Here is a 20,195-nt window from a genome sequence, read left to right as displayed (position 1 = left end):
ACGGCACGGTCCGTGGTGGTGCTGCGGCCGCACGGCGCGACCGGCCCGGCGGCGCGGGTCGGGCCATGGTGTCGGTCTCCTCCGGGGCGAGGGCGGTGGCCAGCGCCTCAGATTAGGACGCGGGAGACCGGCCGCGGGTGGGATGACGCGGGCCGTCCGGGCGAAGCGGACGGCCCGCGGACCCGTCATGGCCGGACGACGCGGCAGGCCGCGCGGCATACCGCGTCGTCGCGGGCGCGGCCGTCCCGTGCGGCCCGCCGCTCAGTGCAGAATCACCTCATTGACCTCGGGGACCGCCGAGGGGTCCCGCCAGGCCAGCCGTACGGCCTCGATCGCACCGCCGCCTGCCGCAAGCCGCGTATACGCACCGGACAGGGTGCCGAGCGTGCGCCAGACACCACCCGTACGGACCTCGATCCGCGCCGCCGGGCCGGTCGCGCCGTGCGGCCGCAGCACCACCACGGACCGTGCCGTGCGGGGTGCGGAGGGAGTGAACTCCAGCGCCTCGCCCGGCTGGGGTGCCCGCGCCGCGCGGTAGACCGTCGCCGGATCGCCGTCCCCCGCCGACCGCAGCGCGCTGCCGCCGGCCGCGGGCGGGCCCCCGGCCACCGTCGCCGGCTCGGCCCCGGACACCGTGAACTCGCGTACCACCAGCCAGTTGTCCTGGGCCCGGGTGGCCCGCGCCCGGACGTACCGGGCCGTGGCGCCGGCCGGCGGCACGGCGGTCACCTCGGCCTTCCCGTCGAAGGTGGCCAGCTGCCGCCAGGTCGTCCGGTCCGAGGAGTATTCGAGGACGCCGTGCTGCAGATAGTCGTCCGGGCTGTCGCTCTTGCCCATGGACAGGGTGACGGGGCCCAGCGGACGCTCGGCCCGCAGATCCAGTCCGACGACGGAACCGGCCCGGGGCACCGCCCCGCTCCAGAAGTACGTGGCGTCCTCACCGTCGGTCATCCGGGAGGGCGCGTTGTCCTGGTAGACGGAGAGGTCCGTCGATGCCCGGGGGCGGCCGGTGACCCCCAGCGCCCGGTCGTGCGCGGCCACCGCATCCTCGACGAAGGTGTCCAGCACCCCGTCCGCCACCAGCACCGGGACCTTCTTCCCCCGCATGTCCACATAGACGAAGGACCGCGCTGCCCGCACCAACTCCGGTATCTGCTGCCGTAGTTCCCAGGCCTGCGCGCCGTCGCCCGCCGTGGTCGCCTCGATCAGCCGCAGCGCGGTACGTGCCGCGACGCCCCAGGCGTGCGTCGCGTCCAGCCAGGGGGCGCTGTCCTGGACGAAGCCGCGGTCGGGGAGCCGGTCGCGCAGGACGGCCGGGGCGTCCTCCAGGGTCCGCAGCACCGCATCGAGCCGCCCCGCCGGCCCGCCCGCCGTGAACTCGGCGATGGCGGCGGCCAGTTCGGGGGACTGCTGCGGGTTGAGCGCCGAGGAGTAACCCGTATCGGCGAAGGCCCGCAGCGCCCGTGCCGTACGGGCATCGCCGCCCGCCAGCTCCTCGATCGCCGCGCCCCAGGAGGCCCGGGCGTCGTACGCCGTGTCGTTCCAGGCGTAGTCGGCCACCGTGTACAGGGCGAGTTTGGAGGCGGCGGGCTGGATCATCGGGTTCGCGGTGATCCCCGCCAGCTGCTCCGGCAGCCCCTTCTCCCGGCCGTGGAACGGCCCGAGCAGCAGCCGGTTCGTCACATAGTCGTTGACCGGGTAGTTGTCCCAGGTCAGGATCGGGTGCCCGAAGGCCTCCCGGGCCTGCTGCGCCTGACTCACCGTCATCGTCGGTGCGATCACCCCCACACCCGTCCACTCCACCAGCACCTTCGGGTCCAGCTGAGTGGCCAGTGCCTTCTTGTACGGCGACGACTGCACGTCGGAGTACTCGGTCGGCACCATCTGGAGCGGCGCGGCGCCCGGATGCGCGGCGATGAACTCCCGCTGCACACGGTTGAGCAGATACGCCTGCGCGGCCCCCGCCGCCCCGCCGCCGGTCCCGAACCGGTCCTTGTCCGCCGCGCAGTTCCAGTCCGTGTAGCTGATGTCGTCCAGCGGCACCGCAAAGGTCCGTACGCCGATGTCCCACAGTGTCTGGAACTTGGCGGTCAGCGCCCTGAGGTCCGCGTCGGAGCTGTAGCAGACGGACAGCCCAGGGGAGAGCGCGTAGGTGAACTCCACATGCCGCTGCCGCGCCCGGTCCACCAGCTCCTTGAGCTGCGCGAGCCGCTCCGCGGGGTACGGGTCACGCCACTTCTCCCGGAGGTAGGCATCGTCCTTCGGCGAGTACACATAGAGGTTCATCTTGTGCGCGCCGTAGAAGTCGAGCTGGTCGAGCCGGGCTTCGTGGGACCACGGGGTGCCGTAGAAGCCCTCGATGACACCGCGCAGCGGGGTGGCCGGCCAGTCCCGTACGACCGTGCCTGCCACCCGGGCGCCCGGCCGGGCCCGGTGCGGCAGCAGCTGCCGCAGCGTCTGCGCGGCGTAATACGTGCCGGTGGCGTCCTTGCCGGACAAGGCGATCCGCCCCTCGCCGACGGCCAGCGCATAGCCGTCGGCGGGCAGCCCGTCGGGCCCCCGTGCGCCCAGCTCCGCCAGCGCCCGGGCTGCGCCCGCGCCGTCCACGTACACCGTGAGCTGCCCGCCGCCCGGCGCCCGCCCGGCCCGTACGACGTGCTGCGCACCGGCGTCGGCCAGCGCCGCCTCGACGACCGACACCGCGGCGGCATCGGCCTTCGGGCCCGCGACGAGGGTCACGGAGGGGGTCAGGGTGACCTGGTCGGACCGGCGTTGGACGGAGTGGGGCGTGGGGGACAGGGACGGGGCCGCGGCAGCCACGGGCCGGTCCCGGGCGCCGTCCGGTGCCCGGTCGTTGCCGGTGCCCGGCGGCCCCGACATGCCCGTCAGAGGGACCACGGCCAGGGCCATGGCCAGCGCGGTGGCCGCCGCGGTGCGGGTTCGGTGCATCCTTCGGTCCTCCTCGGCACGACGCGGTGCGGGCGGGAGTGCTGCGAGCCGTGTGCGCCAGCAGGCTTCACCCGGCCGCGGTGCCCGGGCCATGGACTTTCGGGCCGAAGGGATGGACGTTGCCGGTCCCGGCGTCACCGCGTCTTGGCGAGGACCACCAGGAGACTCATGAACGCCAGCAGCGCATGCGTCGCGACGACGTAAATGAAGACCCGCACATAGAGCCCACGGGGCGGCTTGTTCTCGACGTACCGCCGTCCGGACGCCGCCTCGGGCAGCTGCTCCGCCGGCGGGGGAGTGGCAGGGGTGGTCTGATCGGGCATGGCGGATACGGTCCTTCCGTCGAGAGCGGCGCCGGGGCTCACTGCCCGCGGTGCCTCGCGTCGTCGCCGAGGCACAGGTCGGCGGCCCCGCTCTGCAGCAGGGTGTGGACGAACAACAGCTCCGTGCCGCCCGGCGAGGCGGCGGCGATACGGTGCGGGGTCAGCGAGTCGAAGTGCGCCGCGTCCCCCGGATCCAGCACGTGCACCGCCGCCCCGAGCGTCAGCCGCAGCCGCCCGTCGAGGACGTACAGCCACTCCTCGCCGGGATGCACCCGCACCAACTCGCCCTGCGCCCGCTGCGGCACGTGCACCCGCAGCGCCTGCATCGCCCGCCCGGGGCCGCCGACGGTCCAGTACGTCCAGCCGCCGGCCCGGGACGGTTCGGCGCGGCCGGCCCGCACGATCGGGTCCCGCTCCGGCGCGGTCTCGCCGAGCAGGTCGGATACCGTGGTGCCGTAGGTGCGCGACAGCGCCAGCAGCATCGGCAGCGACGGCTGCCGCCGGCCGGTCTCCAGCCGCGAGAGATGCGCGGCCGACAGACCCACCAGCCGGGCCGCCGTCTCCAGCGTGAGTCCACTGCGTCGCCGCAGGTCACGCAGGCGCGGTGCGACGGTGGCCAGCTCCTCCGGCGGAGCGCCGGAGGGCTCGTCGGGGAGCTCGGTCATGTCCCCGGTATAACGACCTTTCACCCGCCGGGCAAAAGATTTGCCTCTGAGGCAAAGGCCCCTGCCTTGCGAGCCCGGCTTGATCCAAACGACAGCACTAGGGGGCTGCACCTGCGAACCGTCGGGCGGGCGGCCCCCGGCGCCCGGGCTGCCCGCCCCCGGCCGGTCTCAGTCCCGTCTCACTCCCCGGCGTCCTGCGGGTACCAGCGCAGCTCGATGGTGTTTCCGTCCGGATCCTCGACGTAGATCGACTGTGCCTCGCCCCGCGCGCCGTACCGGCTGCCCGGGCCGTCGACCACGGTGAACTGTCCCGAGTCGATGACCTGTTGCCAGTCCAGCGGTTCGACGACCAGGCAGAGGTGATCGACGTTGGACCCGCCGCGGGCGTCGCCGACGATCAGATCGATGATCGTGCTCGGGCTGACCCGCACCGACGGGAAGGGGGCGTCGCCGGCCCGCCACTCCTCCACCCGGACCGGCTCCAGCCCGAGCGGCCCGCAGTAGAACTCCAGCGCGCGCTCGATGTCCTGCACCTTGAGCACCAGGTGATCGAAGTCCTTGACCCGCATGGATTACCTCCCGTGATGTGGGCCGAACCGGGTGCGGTCCGGCCCGGCCCGTGGCGCCGCGCGCCCGGGGTCGGTCCCGTTCAACCGTGAATTCAACCCCAAGCCGCCGGGATCACGGTCCGTCCGACGGTGGGACGGCCCGTCGCGCCGGAGAGGCCTGCGGTACGGGACGGCTCGTCCTGCCGGAAAGGGGGGCGGACGGCCCGCGGTGTGTACGCATCCCGATCACGAAAGGGACTTTCCACACCCGTTTTTGACGCTCCGTCGAAGAGCAGGCAAATGGGTGAACCGTGTGAACTCCCGGAAAACTTCCGCCGCTTGGGATTGACAGGGCCATGTCTACGCGCGTCATTCTGGGAGGCATGAGAATCCCCCCACGGATCACCAGGATCGGCGCCGCAGGCGCCCTCGCATCGGCCCTTCTCATCGGCGGAACCGCTGTTTCCGCCACCCCCGCCGTCGCCACGACGCACCCGGCCACCTCGTACGCCACGACGGCGCACGCGACGACCGCGCACGTCACGGACATCGGCAAGGTCTGCTACTCCAAGCTGCCCTCACAGGCCCATGACACCCTCGACCTGATCGCGAAGGGCGGGCCCTACCCCTATCCGAAGGACGGCACGGTCTTCGACAACCGGGAGCACGTCCTCCCGGACCAGAGCGCCGACTACTACCACGAGTACACCGTCGTCACGCCGGGCTCGCCCGACCGCGGTGCGCGCCGCATCGTGGCCGGTCAGAAGAAGGACGAGGACTACTACACCGCCGACCACTACTCGTCGTTCGAACTCGTCGACCGCGGCTGCTGAGGCCGGCGGGCCGGCCGGTCGGCGGGACCGTACGCCGGTGGTTGGGTGAGTGTCCCAGCCGGCCGGACTGACGCCGGAAGGCCGGAACGACCGCACGGCGGAAACCACAGGAAGCAACGCAAGCAGCCGAAGCAACGCAAGCAGCCGAAGCAACGCAAGCAATCGAAACAACGGAAGCAACCGAAGCAACGGGAGCAACCTAAACAACGGGAGAACGGAGCAACGGGACCCGCCGGTTCCGTTGTCCGGAGCCCACGGCGGCCGGGGTGCCCACGCACCCCGGCCGCCGTCGTGCTGTGCGCCCCCTCCGACCTGCTTCTTCTCCCCGTTCTCGGCAGAAGGGGCGCATGGGGCGCACCCCCGAGAGAGGATTGTCGGTGGTTCCCGGTAGCGTTTCGGTAGAAACGAGGAGCGGGCGGTCATCGGCGGAAAAAGGCCCTCTGTGGTCAGCTGCCGGGAAGCGCCCCGGAACGTGCCCTGTCCGCCATGGGCCACGTACCGGACGGCATGCACTGTCGGAGACAAGAAAGGACGGCGAACTGCCGTGTATCGCTGGGAGATCACCCGGGCCGCACTGGCGCAGCGGGTTTTCGCCATCGTCCGCAGCAGGACCTATGACGAGGCGAGCGCCACCGCCGACACCCTGCTGTCAGCCGGCATCACCAGCCTGGAGATATCTCTCACCACCCCCTTCGCCCTGGAAGCGGTCACCACGCTCTCCCGCGAGCTCGGTGACGACGCGATCATCGGCGCGGGCACGGTCCTTGACGCGGTATCGGCCCGGATGGCGGTCGACGCGGGCGCCCGCTACCTGGTCTCCCCCAGCCTGGACGCCGAGGTCATCCGTACCGGCCACCGCTATGGCGTGCCGGTCTTCCCCGGTGTGTCGACGCCGACCGAGATGGTCCGCGGCCTCGAACTCGGTGCGGACGCGCTCAAGCTGTTCCCCGCCGCGGCGCACGACCCGTCCTGGCTGACGGAGGTCCGGGCCGCGCTGCCGCAGGTGCCGCTGCTGCCGACGGGCGGGGTGACGGTCGACAGCGCGCCGGAGTGGATCGCCGCGGGCGCGGTCGCGGTCGGGATGGGCGCGGCCCTCTCCGAGGGCGACCGGGACACCGTCGCCAAGCGCGCCGCCGACCTCCTCGTCCGTCTCGACGAGGCAGCCCCCGACCGTCGGACGACGCGGGGCAGCGCGGACCTCTACGAGGACTGACGCCCCGTCGGTTCGCCGCCGCCCGGACCCCGGGCGGAGCCCGGGGTCCGGGCGGCCCCCGCGGGCGATCAGCCGCCGGTGCCGGTGTGCTCGGTGGCGGCAGTGTGGTCGGCGGGTGCGGCCGTGTGCGCGAGGACATTGACCACCCGGCCGTTCGGGTCCTTGACGAAGAAGCGGCGGACGCCCCACTCCTCGTCCTGGAGCGACCGGACGATCGGTGCGCCGGAGCTCAGCACGGCCGCGTAGGCCGCGTCCACGTCCTCGACCTCGATGCTCAGGTCGGGGGTGACCGGGGCGGTCCTGTCGTGGGTGAGGAAGGAGAGCTGGGCGGTGGGGTTGGCGGGGGAGGCGAGGGTCATCACCCAGCCCTGGTTCATCACCTCCTCCATGCCCAGCAGGCCGTAGAACGTGCGGTTCTCCTCCAGGGCGTCGCACTGGATGTTCGGGACGACGCGGCGTACGGGCACGGGTGGCTCCTTCGGGGCGGGACGGGCGGCTGCCGGCCCGGGGACCGGGCAGTGCGGCGGGAGGTGCCGGACGGATTCTTCCGTGCGGCCGCCGACGCCGCCCGCGGTTGCCGGCACCTCCGCGAGCCGTGCCCGGTCGCCGTACGCCGAGGGCGCCGAGTCCCGGACGTCCGCCCGCACTCACCGGCACGGGGCCCGCACCCACCGGCACGGTGCCCGCACCCGCCTTGTCCGGACAATGTGACCTCCGGACTTCCCGTCATCTGCGCGGGCGGATACGCTCGCGAGCGTGGGGAAACGCGAGAGTGAAGAGGCCCTGGGCGCCGGGAGCCCCGTCCAGTTCAGCGTGGACCGGAGCAGTCCGGTCCCGTTGTATTTCCAGCTGTCCCAGCAGCTGGAGGCCGCGATCGAGAACGGCAAACTGGCACCCGGCAGCCTGCTCGGCAACGAGATCGAGCTGGCCGGCCGGCTGGGGCTGTCCCGGCCGACGGTCCGGCAGGCCATCCAGTCGCTGGTCGACAAGGGGCTGCTGGTGCGCCGCCGCGGCATCGGCACCCAGGTGGTCCACAGCCAGGTCAAGCGCCCGCTGGAGCTGAGCAGCCTCTACGACGACCTGGAGGCGGCCGGACAGAAGCCGGCCACCCGGGTGCTGCTCAACACCACCACCGAGGCCGACGCCGAGGTCGCCGCCGCGCTGGGGATCGCCGAGGGGGCCCAGGTCGCGCTGGTCGAGCGGCTGCGGCTGACGCATGGCGAGCCCGTCGCGCATCTGCGCAACCACCTTCCCGCGGGGCTGCTCCCGCTGGAGACCGCCGCGCTGGAGGAGACCGGTCTGTACCGCCTGATGCGGTCGGCCGGCATCACCCTGCACAGCGCCCGCCAGGCCGTCGGCGCCCGCGCCGCGACCGCGGAGGAGGGCGAGCGGCTCGACGAGCCCGAGGGCGCCCCGCTGCTCACGATGCAGCGGACGACGTTCGACGACACCGGGCGCGCCGTCGAGTTCGGCTCGCACGTCTACCGCGCCTCCCGTTACGCCTTCGAGTTCCAGCTGCTGGTGCGTCCCTGAGCGGGGCGGGCGCGCGCCCGCCCCGGACGACCTCGGCGCGGGCCGGCTCCGACTCGACCGGTGCCCGGCTCCGGCCGCTGACCCGGCCGCGCCGTCTCCCGCCTCCGCGGTGCGCTTTCGCCTGCCCCGGAGCGCCGCCCCAGCCGCGGACCGCGCCGCACCGTCGTACGCCGTCACCCGCCCCCCGGCAGATGCTGTCGCCCGCCCCGGGAAGGTCCCTTCGCCTGCCTCCCCGCCCGCTCCGTGCGGGTGCACCGGAGGGGCCTCGCACCGGCCATCCCGTCCCCCTGAAGGCTTCAGCCCAGGCGATATTGCCCGTAATTCCCTGCTTTATCGGGGCCGCTTCAAGGCCAGTCGTCAGAATGTTCTGACAAACCATTGACGTGGCTCCGTGCGCGCCGTTACAAACTCCTCCAACCGCATTCCGGCGGCCGGGAGAAAAGGCGGTTCCTCGATGAACGGCGTGCGTACGGCTGGCCCCCTCACTGTCCGCGGCGGCACGGTGTGCCGTGCCGTCGCCTTACTGACCACCCTCGCGCTGGCCACCGGATGCGCCGCCGCCCAGGGCGCCACGGACGGCAGCGGCCAGGCGGACAAGGGCGCCGCCACCCCGCGCATGACGATCGGGATGGTCAGCCACTCCGGAGACGGCGACACCTTCTGGGACATCGTCCAGAACGGCGCGGAGAACGCGGCCGCCAAGGACCACGTGAAGTTCCTGTACGCCCACGACAAGGAGGGCGCCCAGCAGGCCGCGCTGATCCAGTCGTACATCGACCAGAAGGTGGACGGGCTGATCGTCACCCTCGCCAAGCCGGAGGCCGTCCAGGCGGCCGTCCGCAAGGCCGTGGCGCGGGGCATTCCCGTCATCACCATCAACTCCGGCGGCGAGTTCTCCAAGGCGTACGGGGCGCTGACCCACATCGGGCAGGACGAGTCGGTGGCCGGCCGCGCGGTCGGTGAGGAGCTCAACAACCGGCATGCGAAGAAGACCCTCTGCGTCATCCACGAGCAGGGCAACGTCTCGCTGGAGGACCGCTGCGCGGGGGTCCGCAAGGCCTTCCACGGGACGGTCGAGAACCTCGATGTCGACGGCACCAACGCGCCGGCCTCGCAGTCGTCGGTCGAGGCGAAGCTGCAGTCCGACAAGTCCATCGACGCGATCGTCACGCTCGGTGCGCCGATGGCGGCGATCTCCGTCAAGGCCAAGGAGCAGGCGGGCAGCTCCGCGCAGATCGCGACCTTCGATCTGAACTCCGCCGTCGTCAAGCTGCTCAAGGCCAAGGACGTCACCTTCGCCGTCGACCAGCAGCCCTACCTCCAGGGCTACGAAGCGGTGGACCTGCTGTGGCTCCACCGGGCCAACGCCGATGTGCTCGGCGGCGGCAAGCCGGTGCTCACCGGGCCCGCCCTGGTCACCGAGAAGGACGTGCCGAAGCTCACCGAGTACACCGGGCGAGGCACCCGGTGAGGCCTCAGGAAAGACGGGACCACCCCATGAACCGGGACAGATCACCGGTAACGGATACTTGGCCGGTTGAGCCGGCCCGACCGGTGCCGTGGCACCACACGACACACGTACGGACCGGGCAATCCGGACAGCGAATACAACCAACGCGGCCGACACGGCAGCATCAGCGGGAAGGGCGAGTCCTCGTGGCACGGGTTCGAAGAAGGGGACGCGTCGTCGGCGCCGTGCTGGCGGCGGTGCTCGGCGCCTCCCTGGCGGGGTGCAGCAGCACCGGAGGCCTGCGCGCGGAGCAGGAACGCGACGCCAAGATCGCCGGCGGTAAGGCCGCGGTGAACACCCCCCGGTGGACGTTCGCGATGGTCACCCACTCCGGAGATGGCGACACCTTCTGGGACATCGTGCAGAACGGTGCCCAGCAGGCCGCCGCCAAGGACAACATCAAGTTCGTCTACGGGCACGACAAGGAGGCCCAGCGGCAGAGCCAGCTGGTGCAGTCCTACATCGACCAGAAGGTCGACGGGCTGATCGTCTCGCTGGCAAAGCCCAACGCCATGAAGGACGTGGTCGCCAAGGCCGAGAAGGCCGGCATCCCGGTGATCACGGTGAACTCCGGCGCCGACGAGTCCAAGGCGTTCGGCGCGCTCAGCCACATCGGCCAGGACGAGACCGTGGCCGGTGAGGCGGTCGGTGAGGAGCTGAACAAGCGCGGCCGGAAGAAGGCCCTGTGCGTACTGCACGAGCAGGGCAACGTGGGCCACGAGCAGCGTTGCGACGGGGCCAAGAAGACCTTCAAGGGCGATCTGCAGAAGCTCTACGTCGAGGGCACCAACATGCCCGACGTGCAGTCCTCCATCGAGTCCAAGCTCCAGGCGGACCGGGGCATCGACGCCGTCGTCACGCTCGGCGCCCCGTTCGCCGACACCGCCGTCAAGGCCAGGGAACAGGCCGGCAGCAAGGCCGAGATCGACACCTTCGACCTGAACGCCCAGGTCGCGACCGGGCTCAAGGACGGCTCCCTCGGCTTCGCCGTCGACCAGCAGCCCTACCTCCAGGGCTATGAGGCCGTCGACCTGCTGTGGCTGTACAAGTACAACTCCGACGTCCTCGGCGGCGGCAAGCCGGTGCTCACCGGACCCCAGGTGATCACCAAGAAGGACGCCGCCGCGCTGCAGGACTACACGAAGCGGGGGACCCGATGAGCCGGACCGAGTCGTTCCCCGTACAGCCGGCCAAGGCCGACGAACGGCTGCTGCACCGCTCCCTGACGCGCAGACTGATGAGCCGCCCCGAACTGGGCTCGGTCGTCGGCGCCGCCGCCGTCTTCGTCTTCTTCTCGATCGTCGCCGAGCCGTTCCTGCAGGCCTCCAGCCTCTCCACGGTGCTCTATGCGTCCTCGACGATCGGCATCATGGCCGTGCCGGTGGCGCTGTTGATGATCGGCGGGGAATTCGATCTGTCGGCCGGTGTCATGGTCGTCAGCTCGGCGCTGATCTCCTCGATGTTCAGCTACCAGATGACCGCCAACACCTGGGTGGGCGTCGGGGTGTCGCTGCTGGTCACCCTCGCCATCGGGGCGTTCAACGGACTGTTGCTGACCCGTACGAAGCTGCCCAGCTTCATCATCACGCTCGGCACCTTCTTCATGCTGACCGGCCTCAACCTCGGCTTCACCAAGCTGATCGACGGCACCGTCTCGACGAAGTCCATCGCCGACATGGAGGGCTTCGACTCGGCCCGTACGGTCTTCGCCTCGCACCTGACCCTCGGCAGCGTCGACATCCAGATCACCATCCTGTGGTGGCTCGTCCTGGTCGGCTTCGCCACCTGGATCCTGCTGCGCACCCGCGTCGGCAACTGGATCTTCGCGGTGGGCGGCAACGCCGATGCCGCGCGGGCGGTGGGCGTCCCGGTCACCAAGACCAAGGTCGGCCTCTACATGGGCGTCGCCTTCGCCGCCTGGGTCTCCGGCCAGCATCTGCTGTTCTCGTACGACGCGATCCAGTCCGGCGACGGGGTGGGCAACGAATTCCTCTACATCATCGCGGCCGCGGTCGGCGGCTGTCTGATGACCGGCGGCTTCGGCTCGGCGATCGGCGCGGCCGTCGGCGCCTTCATCTTCGGCATGGCGAGCAAGGGCATCGTCTACGCGCAGTGGAACCCGGACTGGTACAAGTTCTTCCTCGGCGCGATGCTGCTGCTCGCCACACTCCTGAACGCATGGGTCCGCAAGCGGGCGGAGGAAAAGGCATGACAGCGCTGGTCGAGCTGGCCGACGTCAGCAAGTACTACGGCAACGTCCGGGCACTGGAGGGGGTGTCCCTGGAGGTGCACGCGGGGGAGATCTCCTGTGTGCTCGGCGACAACGGTGCCGGCAAGTCCACCCTCATCAAGATCATCGCCGGGCTGCACCGGCACGACGCGGGCTCGTTCACCATCGAGGGCGAGGAGACCACCCTGTCCTCCCCGCGCGAGGCCCTGGACCGTGGCATCGCCACCGTCTACCAGGACCTGGCCGTGGTTCCGCTCATGCCGGTGTGGCGGAACTTCTTCCTCGGCTCCGAACCGACCACCGGCGTGGGCCCCTTCAAGCGGCTCGACGTCAAAACGATGCGCGAGACCACCCGCAGCGAGCTGCTGCGGATGGGCATCGACCTGCGCGACGTCGACCAGCCCATCGGGACGCTGTCCGGCGGTGAGCGGCAGTGCGTCGCCATCGCCCGGGCCGTCTACTTCGGTGCCAAGGTCCTCGTTCTGGACGAGCCGACGGCGGCGCTCGGCGTCAAGCAGTCCGGCGTGGTCCTCAAGTACGTCGCGGCCGCCCGGGATGCCGGACTCGGCGTGGTATTGATCACCCACAACCCGCACCACGCCTATCTCGTCGGCGACCGTTTCGTGCTCCTCAAGCGCGGCACGATGGCCGGCAGTCACGCCAAAACGGAGATCGCCCTGGAGGAGCTGACCCGCCAGATGGCAGGCGGCAGCGAGCTGGAGCAGCTCAGCCACGAGCTGGCCCGCACCGCGACCCCGGAATTCCCCGGAGGCCATCGACCCGACTGAGACACCTGTGGGAGCGCCGCGCCCCGCACCGCCTCCGGGCCGTGCGGGGCGCATCACCGTCGGTCGCGGTGCGCCGGACGCCGCCGGTGATGCACAATCGCAGCGAACCAGCACATCGAGGCCCCGGCCTCCCGAGACCCGCAGGGACGAGACGACTCTTGCGCGCACGCAGCAGCCGCACGGGGGCACCACCCACACCCTTGAGGCAGTGGGGGAGTCCCGGCGAAGAGGTGGGTCGATGAGCATGTACCGGGACCGGGTGCACCGCGGATCCGCCAGGGCCACCGTGCTGCGCACGGTCGGCACCCGCGAGCGGCGCTCGCACCTGACCGCCCCCCGGGTGCCCACGGTCGGCATCGACATCGGCGGTACCAAGGTCATGGCGGGTGTCGTCGACGCCGACGGCACCATTCTGGAGAAGGTCCGCACCGAGACGCCGGACAAGTCCAAGAGCCCCAAGGTCGTCGAGGACACCATCACCGAGCTGGTGCTCGACCTCTCCGACCGGCACGACGTCCACGCGGTGGGCATCGGCGCGGCCGGCTGGGTCGACGCGGACCGCAGCAAGGTGCTGTTCGCCCCGCACCTGAACTGGCGCAACGAGCCGCTGCGCGACCGTCTCGCCGGCCGCCTGGCCGTCCCCGTCATGGTCGACAACGACGCCAACACCGCCGCCTGGGCGGAGTGGCGCTTCGGCGCCGGACGCGGCGAGGACCACCTCGTCATGATCACGCTCGGGACGGGCATCGGCGGCGCGATCCTGGAGGACGGCGCGGTCAAGCGCGGCAAGTACGGCGTGGCCGGCGAATTCGGCCACATGCAGGTCGTCCCGGGCGGCCACCGCTGCCCGTGCGGCAACCGCGGCTGCTGGGAGCAGTACAGCTCCGGCAATGCCCTGGTGCGCGAGGCCCGCGAGCTGGCCGCCGCCGACTCCCCGGTCGCGTACAACATCATCGAGCGGGTCGGCGGGCACATCGGCGACATCACCGGACCGCTGATCACCGAGCTGGCCCGGGAGGGCGACGCGATGTGCGTCGAACTCCTCCAGGAGATCGGCCAGTGGCTCGGCGTCGGCATCGCCAACCTCGCGGCCGCCCTCGACCCGTCCTGCTTCGTCATCGGCGGGGGCGTCAGCGCCGCCGACGACCTGCTGATCGGCCCGGCCCGGGACGCCTTCCGGCGCCAGCTCACCGGCCGCGGCTACCGTCCCGAAGCCACCATCGCCAAGGCCCAGTTGGGCCCCGAGGCCGGGATGGTCGGCGCCGCCGACCTGGCCCGCCTGGTGGCCCGCCGCTTCCGGCGCGCCAACCGGCGCCGCGTCGAGCGGTACGAGCGCTATGAACGGACCGGCCGCCGATGACCGACACCGACCTGCACCCCCTGCACGACGACCCGCACCCCGCCCCGCCGCCCCGCGTCAAGCGCCGTCGCCCCCTGCTGACGGCACTGATCGTCTTTCTGCTGATCGCGATCCCGGCCGGCTACATCGTCATCTCCGCCGAGCAGAGCCGCGACAGCGGCGAGGGCAAGGAGGCGGAGGCCGCCGCCACCGGTCTGACCAACGCCTTCCCCACGAAGGTCCAGCAGCGGATCTACAACGTCCCGGTCCCGATCGGCTCCACCCCGGTCTACTACTACGAGACCAACGCCTGGCAGACCAGCTCGCTGTTCGTCCAATTCCGGACCAACGACTGGGGGCTGGAGCACTACCTCAACGCCATCGGCACCAGCACCGCGGCGCTCAAGAAGCAGCAGCAGACCATCTCGCCGGAACAGGCGTCCAAGGTCGGCTGGGGCTTCGACGACGACCTGCCGTGGGCGGGCACCACGACCACGGACCGGGCCCCGCGCCCCTCGCAGCGGATCATGGTCAGCTACGACGAGCCCGGACACCCGGTGGTCTACACCGTGTCGACCGTGAGGTTCTGACCCTGGGCCCGCCCGGGTGCCCGTGGTGGGCCCGCCCGGGAGCCGTTTCCGAAGCCGTCGGCGGCCCGGCCCGGCCCCGGGACCCGCTGATTTCCGGGCTGCCGAATTTCCGGGCCGGGCCGCCGAATTTCCCGCCCGACGAACCGAACCCCGCCGGAGTGTGCCGGCGGGGCTGCCACCGGTCCCGGTCACCGAGCGACTCTTGACATTTGTCCGTTGTGCGGCGTGCAATATATTGCATGCCGGTTCCCGAGGGCCGAGGGCTCGTCTCCAGATCTCTCCTTCGGGAGAACGCCTACCGAGCGATCCGGGACGCCATCGTCGACGGCACGCTCGCCCCGGGTGAGCGCCTCAACGACGGCGACCTGTCGGAGTGGCTGGGCGTCAGCCGCACTCCGGTGCGGGAAGCCCTGGCGCGCTTGGACCAGAACGGTCTCGTGCAGACGAAACCGGGCCGCTACACCATCGTCAGTCCGCTCGATGTCCGTGCGGTGCGCGACGCCCAGTCGGTCACCGCGGCGCTGCACGAACTCGCCGTCCGCGAGGCGATGCCCCACCTGTCCGCGGTCGACCTCGACGCCATGCGGGAAGCCAACGCACGCTTCGCCGTGGCGCTGCGCCGCAAGGACGTCGACGCGGCGCTCGCCGCCGATGACGACTTCCACGACGTCGCGGTGACCGTCTGCGCGAACGTGGCCCTCCGTACCGTCCTGGAGCAGTTCACGCCACTGTTGCGACGCCTGGAGCGGTTGCGCTTCTCCTCGTTGAGCGGTCGGGGCTCGGTCGCCCAGCACGACCGGATCATCGCGCTCTGCGAAGCCGGCGACACCGAGGGAGCCGTGTCCGCGACCCGCGCCAACTGGCAGACACTGCTGCCGCTGCTCGACATCACGCCCGGTTAAGGAGGCACCGATGCCCGTCACCGACTTCGCGCGCTACCCCCTCTTGTTCGGCCCCAGTCCCGTGCACCTACTGGACCGGCTCAGCGAGCATCTCGGCGGTGCCCGCATCTGGGCCAAGCGGGAGGACTGCAACAGCGGGCTCGCCTTCGGCGGCAACAAGACCCGCAAGCTGGAGTACCTGATACCCGACGCGCTCCGACAGGGCGCGGACACCCTGGTCAGTATCGGTGGGGTGCAGTCCAACCACACCCGGCAGGTGGCCGCGGCCGCCGCCAAGGCGGGGCTGCGGGCCGTCCTCGTCCAGGAGAGCTGGGTCGACTGGCCGGACGAGGCCAACGACAAGGTGGGCAACATCCTGCTGTCCCGCGTCATGGGAGCCGATGTGCGTCTGGTGCGCGCGGGGTTCGGCATCGGCTTCAAGGACAGCTGGCACCAGGCCCTGGAGCACGTCCGGGCGGCCGGCGGCACCCCCTACGCGATCCCCGCCGGGGCCTCGGACCACCCTCTCGGCGGCCTCGGCTTCGCCAACTGGGCTTCCGAACTGGAGCAGCAGGAACGGGAGTTGGGCGTCTTCTTCGACACGATCGTGGTGTGCAGCGTCACCGGCAGTACCCAGGCCGGCATGATTGCCGGCTTCGCGGGCCAGGACCGGCCCCGCCGGGTGCTGGGCATCGACGCGTCGGCCAAGATCACCGAGACCCGGGCCCAGGTGGAGAAGATCGCTCGCCACACCGCCGAACTCATCGGCCTCGGCAGGGATCTGCGCGAGGACGAAGTCACCGTCCTGGAGGGCTGGGCCGGTGACGCCTACGGCATTCCCGTCCGGTCCACCCTCGACGCCATCCACCTCACCGGCCGTCTCGAAGGCATGATCATCGACCCGGTCTACGAGGGCAAGTCCATGGCCGGCCTCATCGACCTCGTACGCAGCGGAGACATCCCCAAGAGCTCGCACGTCCTCTACGCCCACCTGGGCGGCCAGCCCGCCCTCAACGCCTACAGCAGCCTCTTTCACTGACCCGGTCGGACCGTCACCTCACACCGTCACCGCAGACCGCCACCACCAGGAAGAGGTCCGCCATGGACCATACGGAGGAGACCGGCGCCGGGGGTTCAGCCACCACACGCCCCGCCGCCGAGCCGAGCACCCTGGGGCGTGCGGCGATGGAGTCGGTGGAGCGCCGTGTGCGGTGGCTGTCCACCGCGGACATCGACCACGCGAACCGGGTGCGCCGCAACCCGTCAGGAATGAAGGTGGGCGGCCACCAGGCATCCTGCGCGTCGATGACGTCCATCATGACCGCGCTGTGGTTCCACGGTCTGACCGCGCAGGACCGCGTCTCGGTCAAACCCCACGCCTCGCCGGTGCTGCATGCGATCAACTACCTGCTGGGCACCCTCGACGCGTCGTACCTCACGACGCTCCGCTCGTTCGGCGGCCTGCAGTCCTACCCGAGCCGTCTAAAACTGACGGACGCTATTGACGGCTGGGTCTCTCGTATCTAGGAGACCTGCATGATGACCGAACGCGATCTATCAAGCCGGGCGAGGCACCGGCTGGCGGTGCTACGCCACGTGGAGGAGGTCAGCGGCAGCGTTGCCGCCATCTGCCGCTACTACGGCATCAGCCGACAGCGTGGTCGCCGCCGCACTCGACCTCGCCGACCCTCCGCCGTGACCGGCGCGGGGGTCAGGAGTGCTGTGCCCCGCGGGCCAACAGCATCAGCGCGTCGACGAGTTCCTCGGCCGGCCGACCGGTGGCCAGGCTGCGCAGTTGCAGCCCGAAGACCAGCGCGACGGCGCTGCTCGCCATCCGTTCGGCGTCGGGTACGCCGAGACCGGTGAAGATCCGGGTGACCAACTGGTCGTACGCGGCGAAGGACTGCTCGGCCGCGGTGCGCAGCCGCTCGTCGCGGCCGGCCTGGACGTAGAGCTCGAAGGGGGCGATGTGCCTGCTGTCGAACGGCGTACCCCCGGCGACCTGGCCGACCGTGGCGGCGGCCCGGTCTTCGTCCATTCCCTCGGTCTGGCACTGCGCGGCGAGCTCGGTGAGGCGCCGGGTCTCCTCGGCCACGAAGTGCAGCAGACTCTCGCGCAGCATCTCGTGCTGGGTCGCGAAGTGGTAGGTGACCGATCCGAGGGAGACCTCGGCCTCCTTGGCGATCCGCCGGTTGGTGACCGCGGCGATGCCGTCCTCACCGATGATGCGCAGGACGGCGTCGATGATCCGCTGCCGGGTTCCGGGGGGCTTGGCCATGGCAGTCATTGTGCCAGCGCCGCCCTCCAGGCAAGGGGGAAGGGGGCCGCTCCGATCAGCGCGGACCGCCCTCCAGCCGGGCAGCAAGGGGTGCCCCTCCCGGCGGATCGGTGCCTTCCCGTCGCAGGGTGGCCCGAGCAGTGGGTCGCCGACCGTCGGCCCGCCCCGGCGGGATCTGCCGTTGACACGGTCACCCTCACTCCATACTGTTCGTTCGAACGAACAGTTTTCGGGAGGCTCGTCCTATGCGCATCGAAGGATCAACCGTTCTCCTGACCGGGGCCGTGGGCGGCATCGGTCAGGCCATGGCCCGAGAATTGGCCGCCAAGGGGGCCGAGCTCGTCCTCTCCGGGCGCCGTGCCGATGCCCTTGAGGCACTCGCCGAAGAGCTCGGTGCCCGAGCGGTCACCGCCGATCTCGCCGACCCGGAGCAGGTCGACCACCTCGCCAAGGCCGCCCCCGACACGGACATTCTGATCGCCAACGCCGCGATGCCTGCCAGTGGCGATCTCCTCGACTACACGCCCGAGCAGATCGACCGCGCGCTGACCGTGAACCTGCGCGCCCCCCTCATGCTGGCCCGCGCGCTCGCGCCCCGGATGGTCGAGGCGGGCCGGGGGCATATCGTCCTCGTCGGCTCGATCTCCGGGAAGACGGCCACCAAGTACTCCTCGCTGTACAGCGCGGCCAAGTTCGGGCTGCGCGGCTTCGCGCTCTCCTTCCGCCAGGACCTGCACGGTACGGGGGTGGGCGTCTCGCTGGTCCAGCCCGGCGCCGTCCGCGACGTCGGCATGTTCGCCGCCACGGGCGCCACCCCGCCGGCCGGTGTGCGCATGGTCTCCCCGGGGCAGGTGGTGGCGGGAGTGGTGCGGGCCGTCGAGCGCGATCTGTGCGAAGTCAACGTCGCGCCATTGGAGTTGAGGGTGCTCAGTGCCCTCGCCGGACAGTTTCCCGGCTTCGCGGAGAAGGCGCAGCGCGGCTCCAGCGCCGAGCGCACCCTCAACGAGGTCGCGGCGGCCCAGCGGGACAGGCGGTAGCCGGCCGGTCGGGCCGGAGCCTGCGCGCGGGGAGCGAGGCCCCGCAGGCTTCAGGAGCTGACGTGGTGCTTCTTCGTACGACGCAGGAAGCGTACGAGCAGCGCATGGAGCGGCAGCCCGAGCGCGAGTCCTGCCCCCGCCCCGAACATCGCAGTGGGAACGAAGTGGAACAGTGCGGCACCCTCGGTTCCGGTGGTGATCTCCTCGAACGAACGCAGGCAGCGATGCGCCACGCCGGCAAGGACGGCCAGCGTCAGCAGCCCGGCTGCCAGCACGCGCTCCCGCTCCGTCAGCCGCGGCAGGTCGGCCGCCACCGGGGTTTCCCGCGGCAACCGGCGCATCGCCGAGACGACGAAAGCGCCGATCAGCAGCAGGGCGAGCGCCGAACTGCCGTACTGCACATAGGAGTAGAGCGGAAAACCCGCCACGACCTCGTTGAGGAGGGGGAGGTGCCGCACTCCCCAACGGCCGTGGTGGGTGAAGGTGTCCCAGGCGATATGCGTTGCCGCGCCCAGGACGGCGGACACCCAGAACCAGAACACCAGCGGCACGACGGCCCGGCCCCGCCAGGAGCGACCGCGTGCCAGGGTGTACACCCGGCCCTGCCAGGCCCGAGGCAACAGAGCCACCATCGGTTCGCGGACCAGCAGCCAGCCGCCCACCAGCAGCGCGGACACGAGCGCATCCACGAGCAGTGGCCCGGTGGGATCGTGGGTGACATGCCCGTAGGCCATGGCCCCCGGCAGCAGGGAATCCGCGAAGTAGGTCATGTCGGGTGAGAACGAACCGGCGACGAGCGCCGAGGCCAGCAGTGGCCCCCGCGCTCCGCCGTCCCGGCGTATCCCCGGAAGGACGGCTGCGACATGACTGAGGGTGTACGGCACGTGCGCGTTCTCTCTGCCAGATGCGGTCGGGACGCCGTCACCGTATGCCCTTATGGTCGGCGTACGGCCACCCACCCCCGTACCTGATCGGCGAAGCACAGCGAGGGCTGTACCCGAGGTAGCTCGTACAGCCCTCCCCATGTCCATGGGTGCCCGTGTCAGCCGGGGGCGCCCGACCTCAGCGGTCTTCGCAGGCCAGGGTCAGGCACAGCATCAGCACCTCGTAGGGGGTGCGGTCGCTCTGTGCGGTGGGCGTCTCCTCGGAGTCCGCGGCGAACCGCCACTGCGAGGGCCGGGCGTGCTTGGTCTCTGCCTTCTTCTCCACCTCGACGTGGAGTGTGCGGGCCTGTGGATCGTTCGTCTCGACGAGCACTTCGTCGCTGTCGACCGAGAAGTGGTCGTGTAACAGGACCAGACCGAACCGGTCCAGGTTGCCGTGCTTCTCCAGTACGGCCTTGATGTCCCGGGCGAACTCCGCGTCCTGGGGGCCGAGCGGCTCTGCGTCTTCGAAGCGAGGAAGGTGGTGCGATGCGCGGCTGGTCTGCATAGGCATGAGGATCTCCCTTCGACCGCGCTCTGCGGTCTCAACACACC

The 20,195-nt window shown here is 71.0% G+C and carries 20 protein-coding genes and 1 pseudogene; 13 read left to right on the top strand and 8 right to left on the bottom strand.

The annotated features are described in order from the left end of the window. Nucleotides 1–261: 261 nt before the first annotated feature. The 4 genes from EST92_RS02560 to EST92_RS02545 all read right to left on the bottom strand — a co-directional run bounded on the left by EST92_RS02560 (nucleotide 262) and on the right by EST92_RS02545 (nucleotide 4,506). Nucleotides 262–2,949: a beta-N-acetylglucosaminidase domain-containing protein gene (locus EST92_RS02560; RefSeq protein WP_129279342.1), complete on the bottom strand. Its 2,688-nt coding sequence runs from the start codon at nucleotides 2,947–2,949 to the stop codon at nucleotides 262–264. Nucleotides 2,950–3,083: 134 nt separating this feature from the next. Next, nucleotides 3,084–3,272, bottom strand: a complete 189-nt coding sequence (locus tag EST92_RS02555; protein WP_129279341.1) for a DUF6126 family protein — start codon at nucleotides 3,270–3,272, stop codon at nucleotides 3,084–3,086. 38 nt (nucleotides 3,273–3,310) lie between these two features. Continuing rightward, a complete protein-coding gene (locus EST92_RS02550; RefSeq protein ID WP_129279340.1) occupies nucleotides 3,311–3,937 on the bottom strand; it encodes an XRE family transcriptional regulator in 627 nt (208 codons plus the stop codon). A 179-nt stretch (nucleotides 3,938–4,116) separates the two neighbouring features. Continuing rightward, nucleotides 4,117–4,506: a VOC family protein gene (locus tag EST92_RS02545; RefSeq protein ID WP_129279339.1), complete on the bottom strand. Its 390-nt coding sequence runs from the start codon at nucleotides 4,504–4,506 to the stop codon at nucleotides 4,117–4,119. Nucleotides 4,507–4,868: 362 nt separating this feature from the next. On the opposite strand from EST92_RS02545, the gene EST92_RS02540 reads away from it, so the two are divergent. Both EST92_RS02540 and eda read left to right on the top strand, forming a co-directional pair. Next, a complete protein-coding gene (locus tag EST92_RS02540; RefSeq protein WP_129279338.1) occupies nucleotides 4,869–5,318 on the top strand; it encodes a ribonuclease domain-containing protein in 450 nt (149 codons plus the stop codon). A gap of 544 nt (nucleotides 5,319–5,862) precedes the next feature. Further along, nucleotides 5,863–6,531 (top strand): bifunctional 4-hydroxy-2-oxoglutarate aldolase/2-dehydro-3-deoxy-phosphogluconate aldolase, encoded by a 669-nt coding sequence (gene eda, locus EST92_RS02530; protein ID WP_129279337.1) that lies wholly within the window; start codon nucleotides 5,863–5,865, stop codon nucleotides 6,529–6,531. Nucleotides 6,532–6,599: 68 nt separating this feature from the next. Here eda and EST92_RS02525 read toward each other — a convergent pair whose 3' ends face one another. Continuing rightward, the gene (locus EST92_RS02525; protein WP_129279336.1) at nucleotides 6,600–6,998 is read right to left on the bottom strand and encodes a VOC family protein; all 399 of its coding nucleotides are present in this window, start codon (nucleotides 6,996–6,998) and stop codon (nucleotides 6,600–6,602) included. 346 nt (nucleotides 6,999–7,344) lie between these two features. On the opposite strand from EST92_RS02525, the gene EST92_RS02520 reads away from it, so the two are divergent. The 10 genes and pseudogenes from EST92_RS02520 to EST92_RS02475 all read left to right on the top strand — a co-directional run. Further along, entirely contained in the window at nucleotides 7,345–8,064 is a 720-nt protein-coding gene (locus EST92_RS02520; RefSeq protein WP_129247356.1) for a GntR family transcriptional regulator, read from the top strand. A gap of 454 nt (nucleotides 8,065–8,518) precedes the next feature. Continuing rightward, nucleotides 8,519–9,535 (top strand): sugar ABC transporter substrate-binding protein, encoded by a 1,017-nt coding sequence (locus EST92_RS02515; protein ID WP_174243901.1) that lies wholly within the window; start codon nucleotides 8,519–8,521, stop codon nucleotides 9,533–9,535. A gap of 224 nt (nucleotides 9,536–9,759) precedes the next feature. Next, the gene (locus EST92_RS02510) at nucleotides 9,760–10,734 is read left to right on the top strand and encodes a sugar ABC transporter substrate-binding protein (RefSeq protein WP_129279350.1); all 975 of its coding nucleotides are present in this window, start codon (nucleotides 9,760–9,762) and stop codon (nucleotides 10,732–10,734) included. After that, on the top strand, nucleotides 10,731–11,786 hold the full coding sequence (locus tag EST92_RS02505) for an ABC transporter permease (RefSeq protein ID WP_129279335.1): 1,056 nt from the start codon (nucleotides 10,731–10,733) through the stop codon (nucleotides 11,784–11,786). Before EST92_RS02510 ends, EST92_RS02505 begins: the two co-directional genes overlap by 4 nt. After that, nucleotides 11,783–12,592: an ATP-binding cassette domain-containing protein gene (locus EST92_RS02500; protein WP_129247282.1), complete on the top strand. Its 810-nt coding sequence runs from the start codon at nucleotides 11,783–11,785 to the stop codon at nucleotides 12,590–12,592. Before EST92_RS02505 ends, EST92_RS02500 begins: the two co-directional genes overlap by 4 nt. A gap of 238 nt (nucleotides 12,593–12,830) precedes the next feature. Beyond that, nucleotides 12,831–13,952 carry an ROK family glucokinase gene (locus EST92_RS02495; RefSeq protein ID WP_129279334.1) on the top strand — a complete coding sequence of 374 codons (1,122 nt, stop codon included), beginning with the start codon at nucleotides 12,831–12,833 and terminating at the stop codon, nucleotides 13,950–13,952. Beyond that, nucleotides 13,949–14,521 (top strand): hypothetical protein, encoded by a 573-nt coding sequence (locus EST92_RS02490; protein ID WP_129279333.1) that lies wholly within the window; start codon nucleotides 13,949–13,951, stop codon nucleotides 14,519–14,521. Before EST92_RS02495 ends, EST92_RS02490 begins: the two co-directional genes overlap by 4 nt. A gap of 239 nt (nucleotides 14,522–14,760) precedes the next feature. Continuing rightward, on the top strand, nucleotides 14,761–15,423 hold the full coding sequence (locus tag EST92_RS02485) for a GntR family transcriptional regulator (protein ID WP_129279332.1): 663 nt from the start codon (nucleotides 14,761–14,763) through the stop codon (nucleotides 15,421–15,423). Nucleotides 15,424–15,433: 10 nt separating this feature from the next. Beyond that, complete coding sequence (locus EST92_RS02480) at nucleotides 15,434–16,441, top strand: 1-aminocyclopropane-1-carboxylate deaminase (protein WP_129279331.1); 1,008 nt, start codon at nucleotides 15,434–15,436, stop codon at nucleotides 16,439–16,441. A 146-nt stretch (nucleotides 16,442–16,587) separates the two neighbouring features. After that, nucleotides 16,588–16,908 (top strand): annotated as a pseudogene (locus tag EST92_RS02475) (pyruvate dehydrogenase); the annotation flags it as partial. Between the two features lie 205 nt (nucleotides 16,909–17,113). On the opposite strand, the gene EST92_RS02465 reads toward EST92_RS02475, so the two are convergent. Further along, nucleotides 17,114–17,680, bottom strand: a complete 567-nt coding sequence (locus EST92_RS02465; protein WP_129279330.1) for a TetR/AcrR family transcriptional regulator — start codon at nucleotides 17,678–17,680, stop codon at nucleotides 17,114–17,116. A gap of 245 nt (nucleotides 17,681–17,925) precedes the next feature. Between EST92_RS02465 and EST92_RS02460 the strand changes: the two genes are divergently transcribed. Continuing rightward, the gene (locus tag EST92_RS02460) at nucleotides 17,926–18,717 is read left to right on the top strand and encodes an SDR family NAD(P)-dependent oxidoreductase (protein WP_129279329.1); all 792 of its coding nucleotides are present in this window, start codon (nucleotides 17,926–17,928) and stop codon (nucleotides 18,715–18,717) included. A gap of 50 nt (nucleotides 18,718–18,767) precedes the next feature. Here EST92_RS02460 and EST92_RS02455 read toward each other — a convergent pair whose 3' ends face one another. Beyond that, entirely contained in the window at nucleotides 18,768–19,601 is an 834-nt protein-coding gene (locus EST92_RS02455; RefSeq protein ID WP_129279328.1) for a DUF4184 family protein, read from the bottom strand. Between the two features lie 178 nt (nucleotides 19,602–19,779). Further along, the gene (locus EST92_RS02450; protein WP_129279327.1) at nucleotides 19,780–20,154 is read right to left on the bottom strand and encodes a hypothetical protein; all 375 of its coding nucleotides are present in this window, start codon (nucleotides 20,152–20,154) and stop codon (nucleotides 19,780–19,782) included. Between the last annotated feature and the right edge of the window lie 41 nt (nucleotides 20,155–20,195).

The organism is Streptomyces sp. TM32 (assembly GCF_004122755.1).
GTDB lineage: Bacteria > Actinomycetota > Actinomycetes > Streptomycetales > Streptomycetaceae > Streptomyces > Streptomyces sioyaensis.
The sequence above is the reverse complement of the archived record's forward strand: the minus strand, read 5'-3'. Positions and strand labels throughout refer to the sequence as shown.

Excerpts from the sequence above, each read along its gene's own strand:
- EST92_RS02465 (WP_129279330.1), bottom strand. The coding sequence starts at position 17,680 with ATGGCCAAGCCCCCCGGAACCCGGCAGCGGATCATCGACGCCGTCCTG.
- EST92_RS02490 (WP_129279333.1), top strand. The coding sequence starts at position 13,949 with ATGACCGACACCGACCTGCACCCCCTGCACGACGACCCGCACCCCGCC.
- EST92_RS02545 (WP_129279339.1), bottom strand. The coding sequence starts at position 4,506 with ATGCGGGTCAAGGACTTCGATCACCTGGTGCTCAAGGTGCAGGACATC.
- EST92_RS02555 (WP_129279341.1), bottom strand. The coding sequence starts at position 3,272 with ATGCCCGATCAGACCACCCCTGCCACTCCCCCGCCGGCGGAGCAGCTG.
- EST92_RS02505 (WP_129279335.1), top strand. The coding sequence starts at position 10,731 with ATGAGCCGGACCGAGTCGTTCCCCGTACAGCCGGCCAAGGCCGACGAA.
- EST92_RS02500 (WP_129247282.1), top strand. The coding sequence starts at position 11,783 with ATGACAGCGCTGGTCGAGCTGGCCGACGTCAGCAAGTACTACGGCAAC.
- EST92_RS02540 (WP_129279338.1), top strand. The coding sequence starts at position 4,869 with ATGAGAATCCCCCCACGGATCACCAGGATCGGCGCCGCAGGCGCCCTC.
- EST92_RS02560 (WP_129279342.1), bottom strand. The coding sequence starts at position 2,949 with ATGCACCGAACCCGCACCGCGGCGGCCACCGCGCTGGCCATGGCCCTG.
- EST92_RS02495 (WP_129279334.1), top strand. The coding sequence starts at position 12,831 with ATGAGCATGTACCGGGACCGGGTGCACCGCGGATCCGCCAGGGCCACC.
- EST92_RS02480 (WP_129279331.1), top strand. The coding sequence starts at position 15,434 with ATGCCCGTCACCGACTTCGCGCGCTACCCCCTCTTGTTCGGCCCCAGT.
- EST92_RS02460 (WP_129279329.1), top strand. The coding sequence starts at position 17,926 with ATGCGCATCGAAGGATCAACCGTTCTCCTGACCGGGGCCGTGGGCGGC.
- EST92_RS02450 (WP_129279327.1), bottom strand. The coding sequence starts at position 20,154 with ATGCCTATGCAGACCAGCCGCGCATCGCACCACCTTCCTCGCTTCGAA.
- EST92_RS02550 (WP_129279340.1), bottom strand. The coding sequence starts at position 3,937 with ATGACCGAGCTCCCCGACGAGCCCTCCGGCGCTCCGCCGGAGGAGCTG.
- EST92_RS02515 (WP_174243901.1), top strand. The coding sequence starts at position 8,519 with ATGAACGGCGTGCGTACGGCTGGCCCCCTCACTGTCCGCGGCGGCACG.
- EST92_RS02485 (WP_129279332.1), top strand. The coding sequence starts at position 14,761 with ATGCCGGTTCCCGAGGGCCGAGGGCTCGTCTCCAGATCTCTCCTTCGG.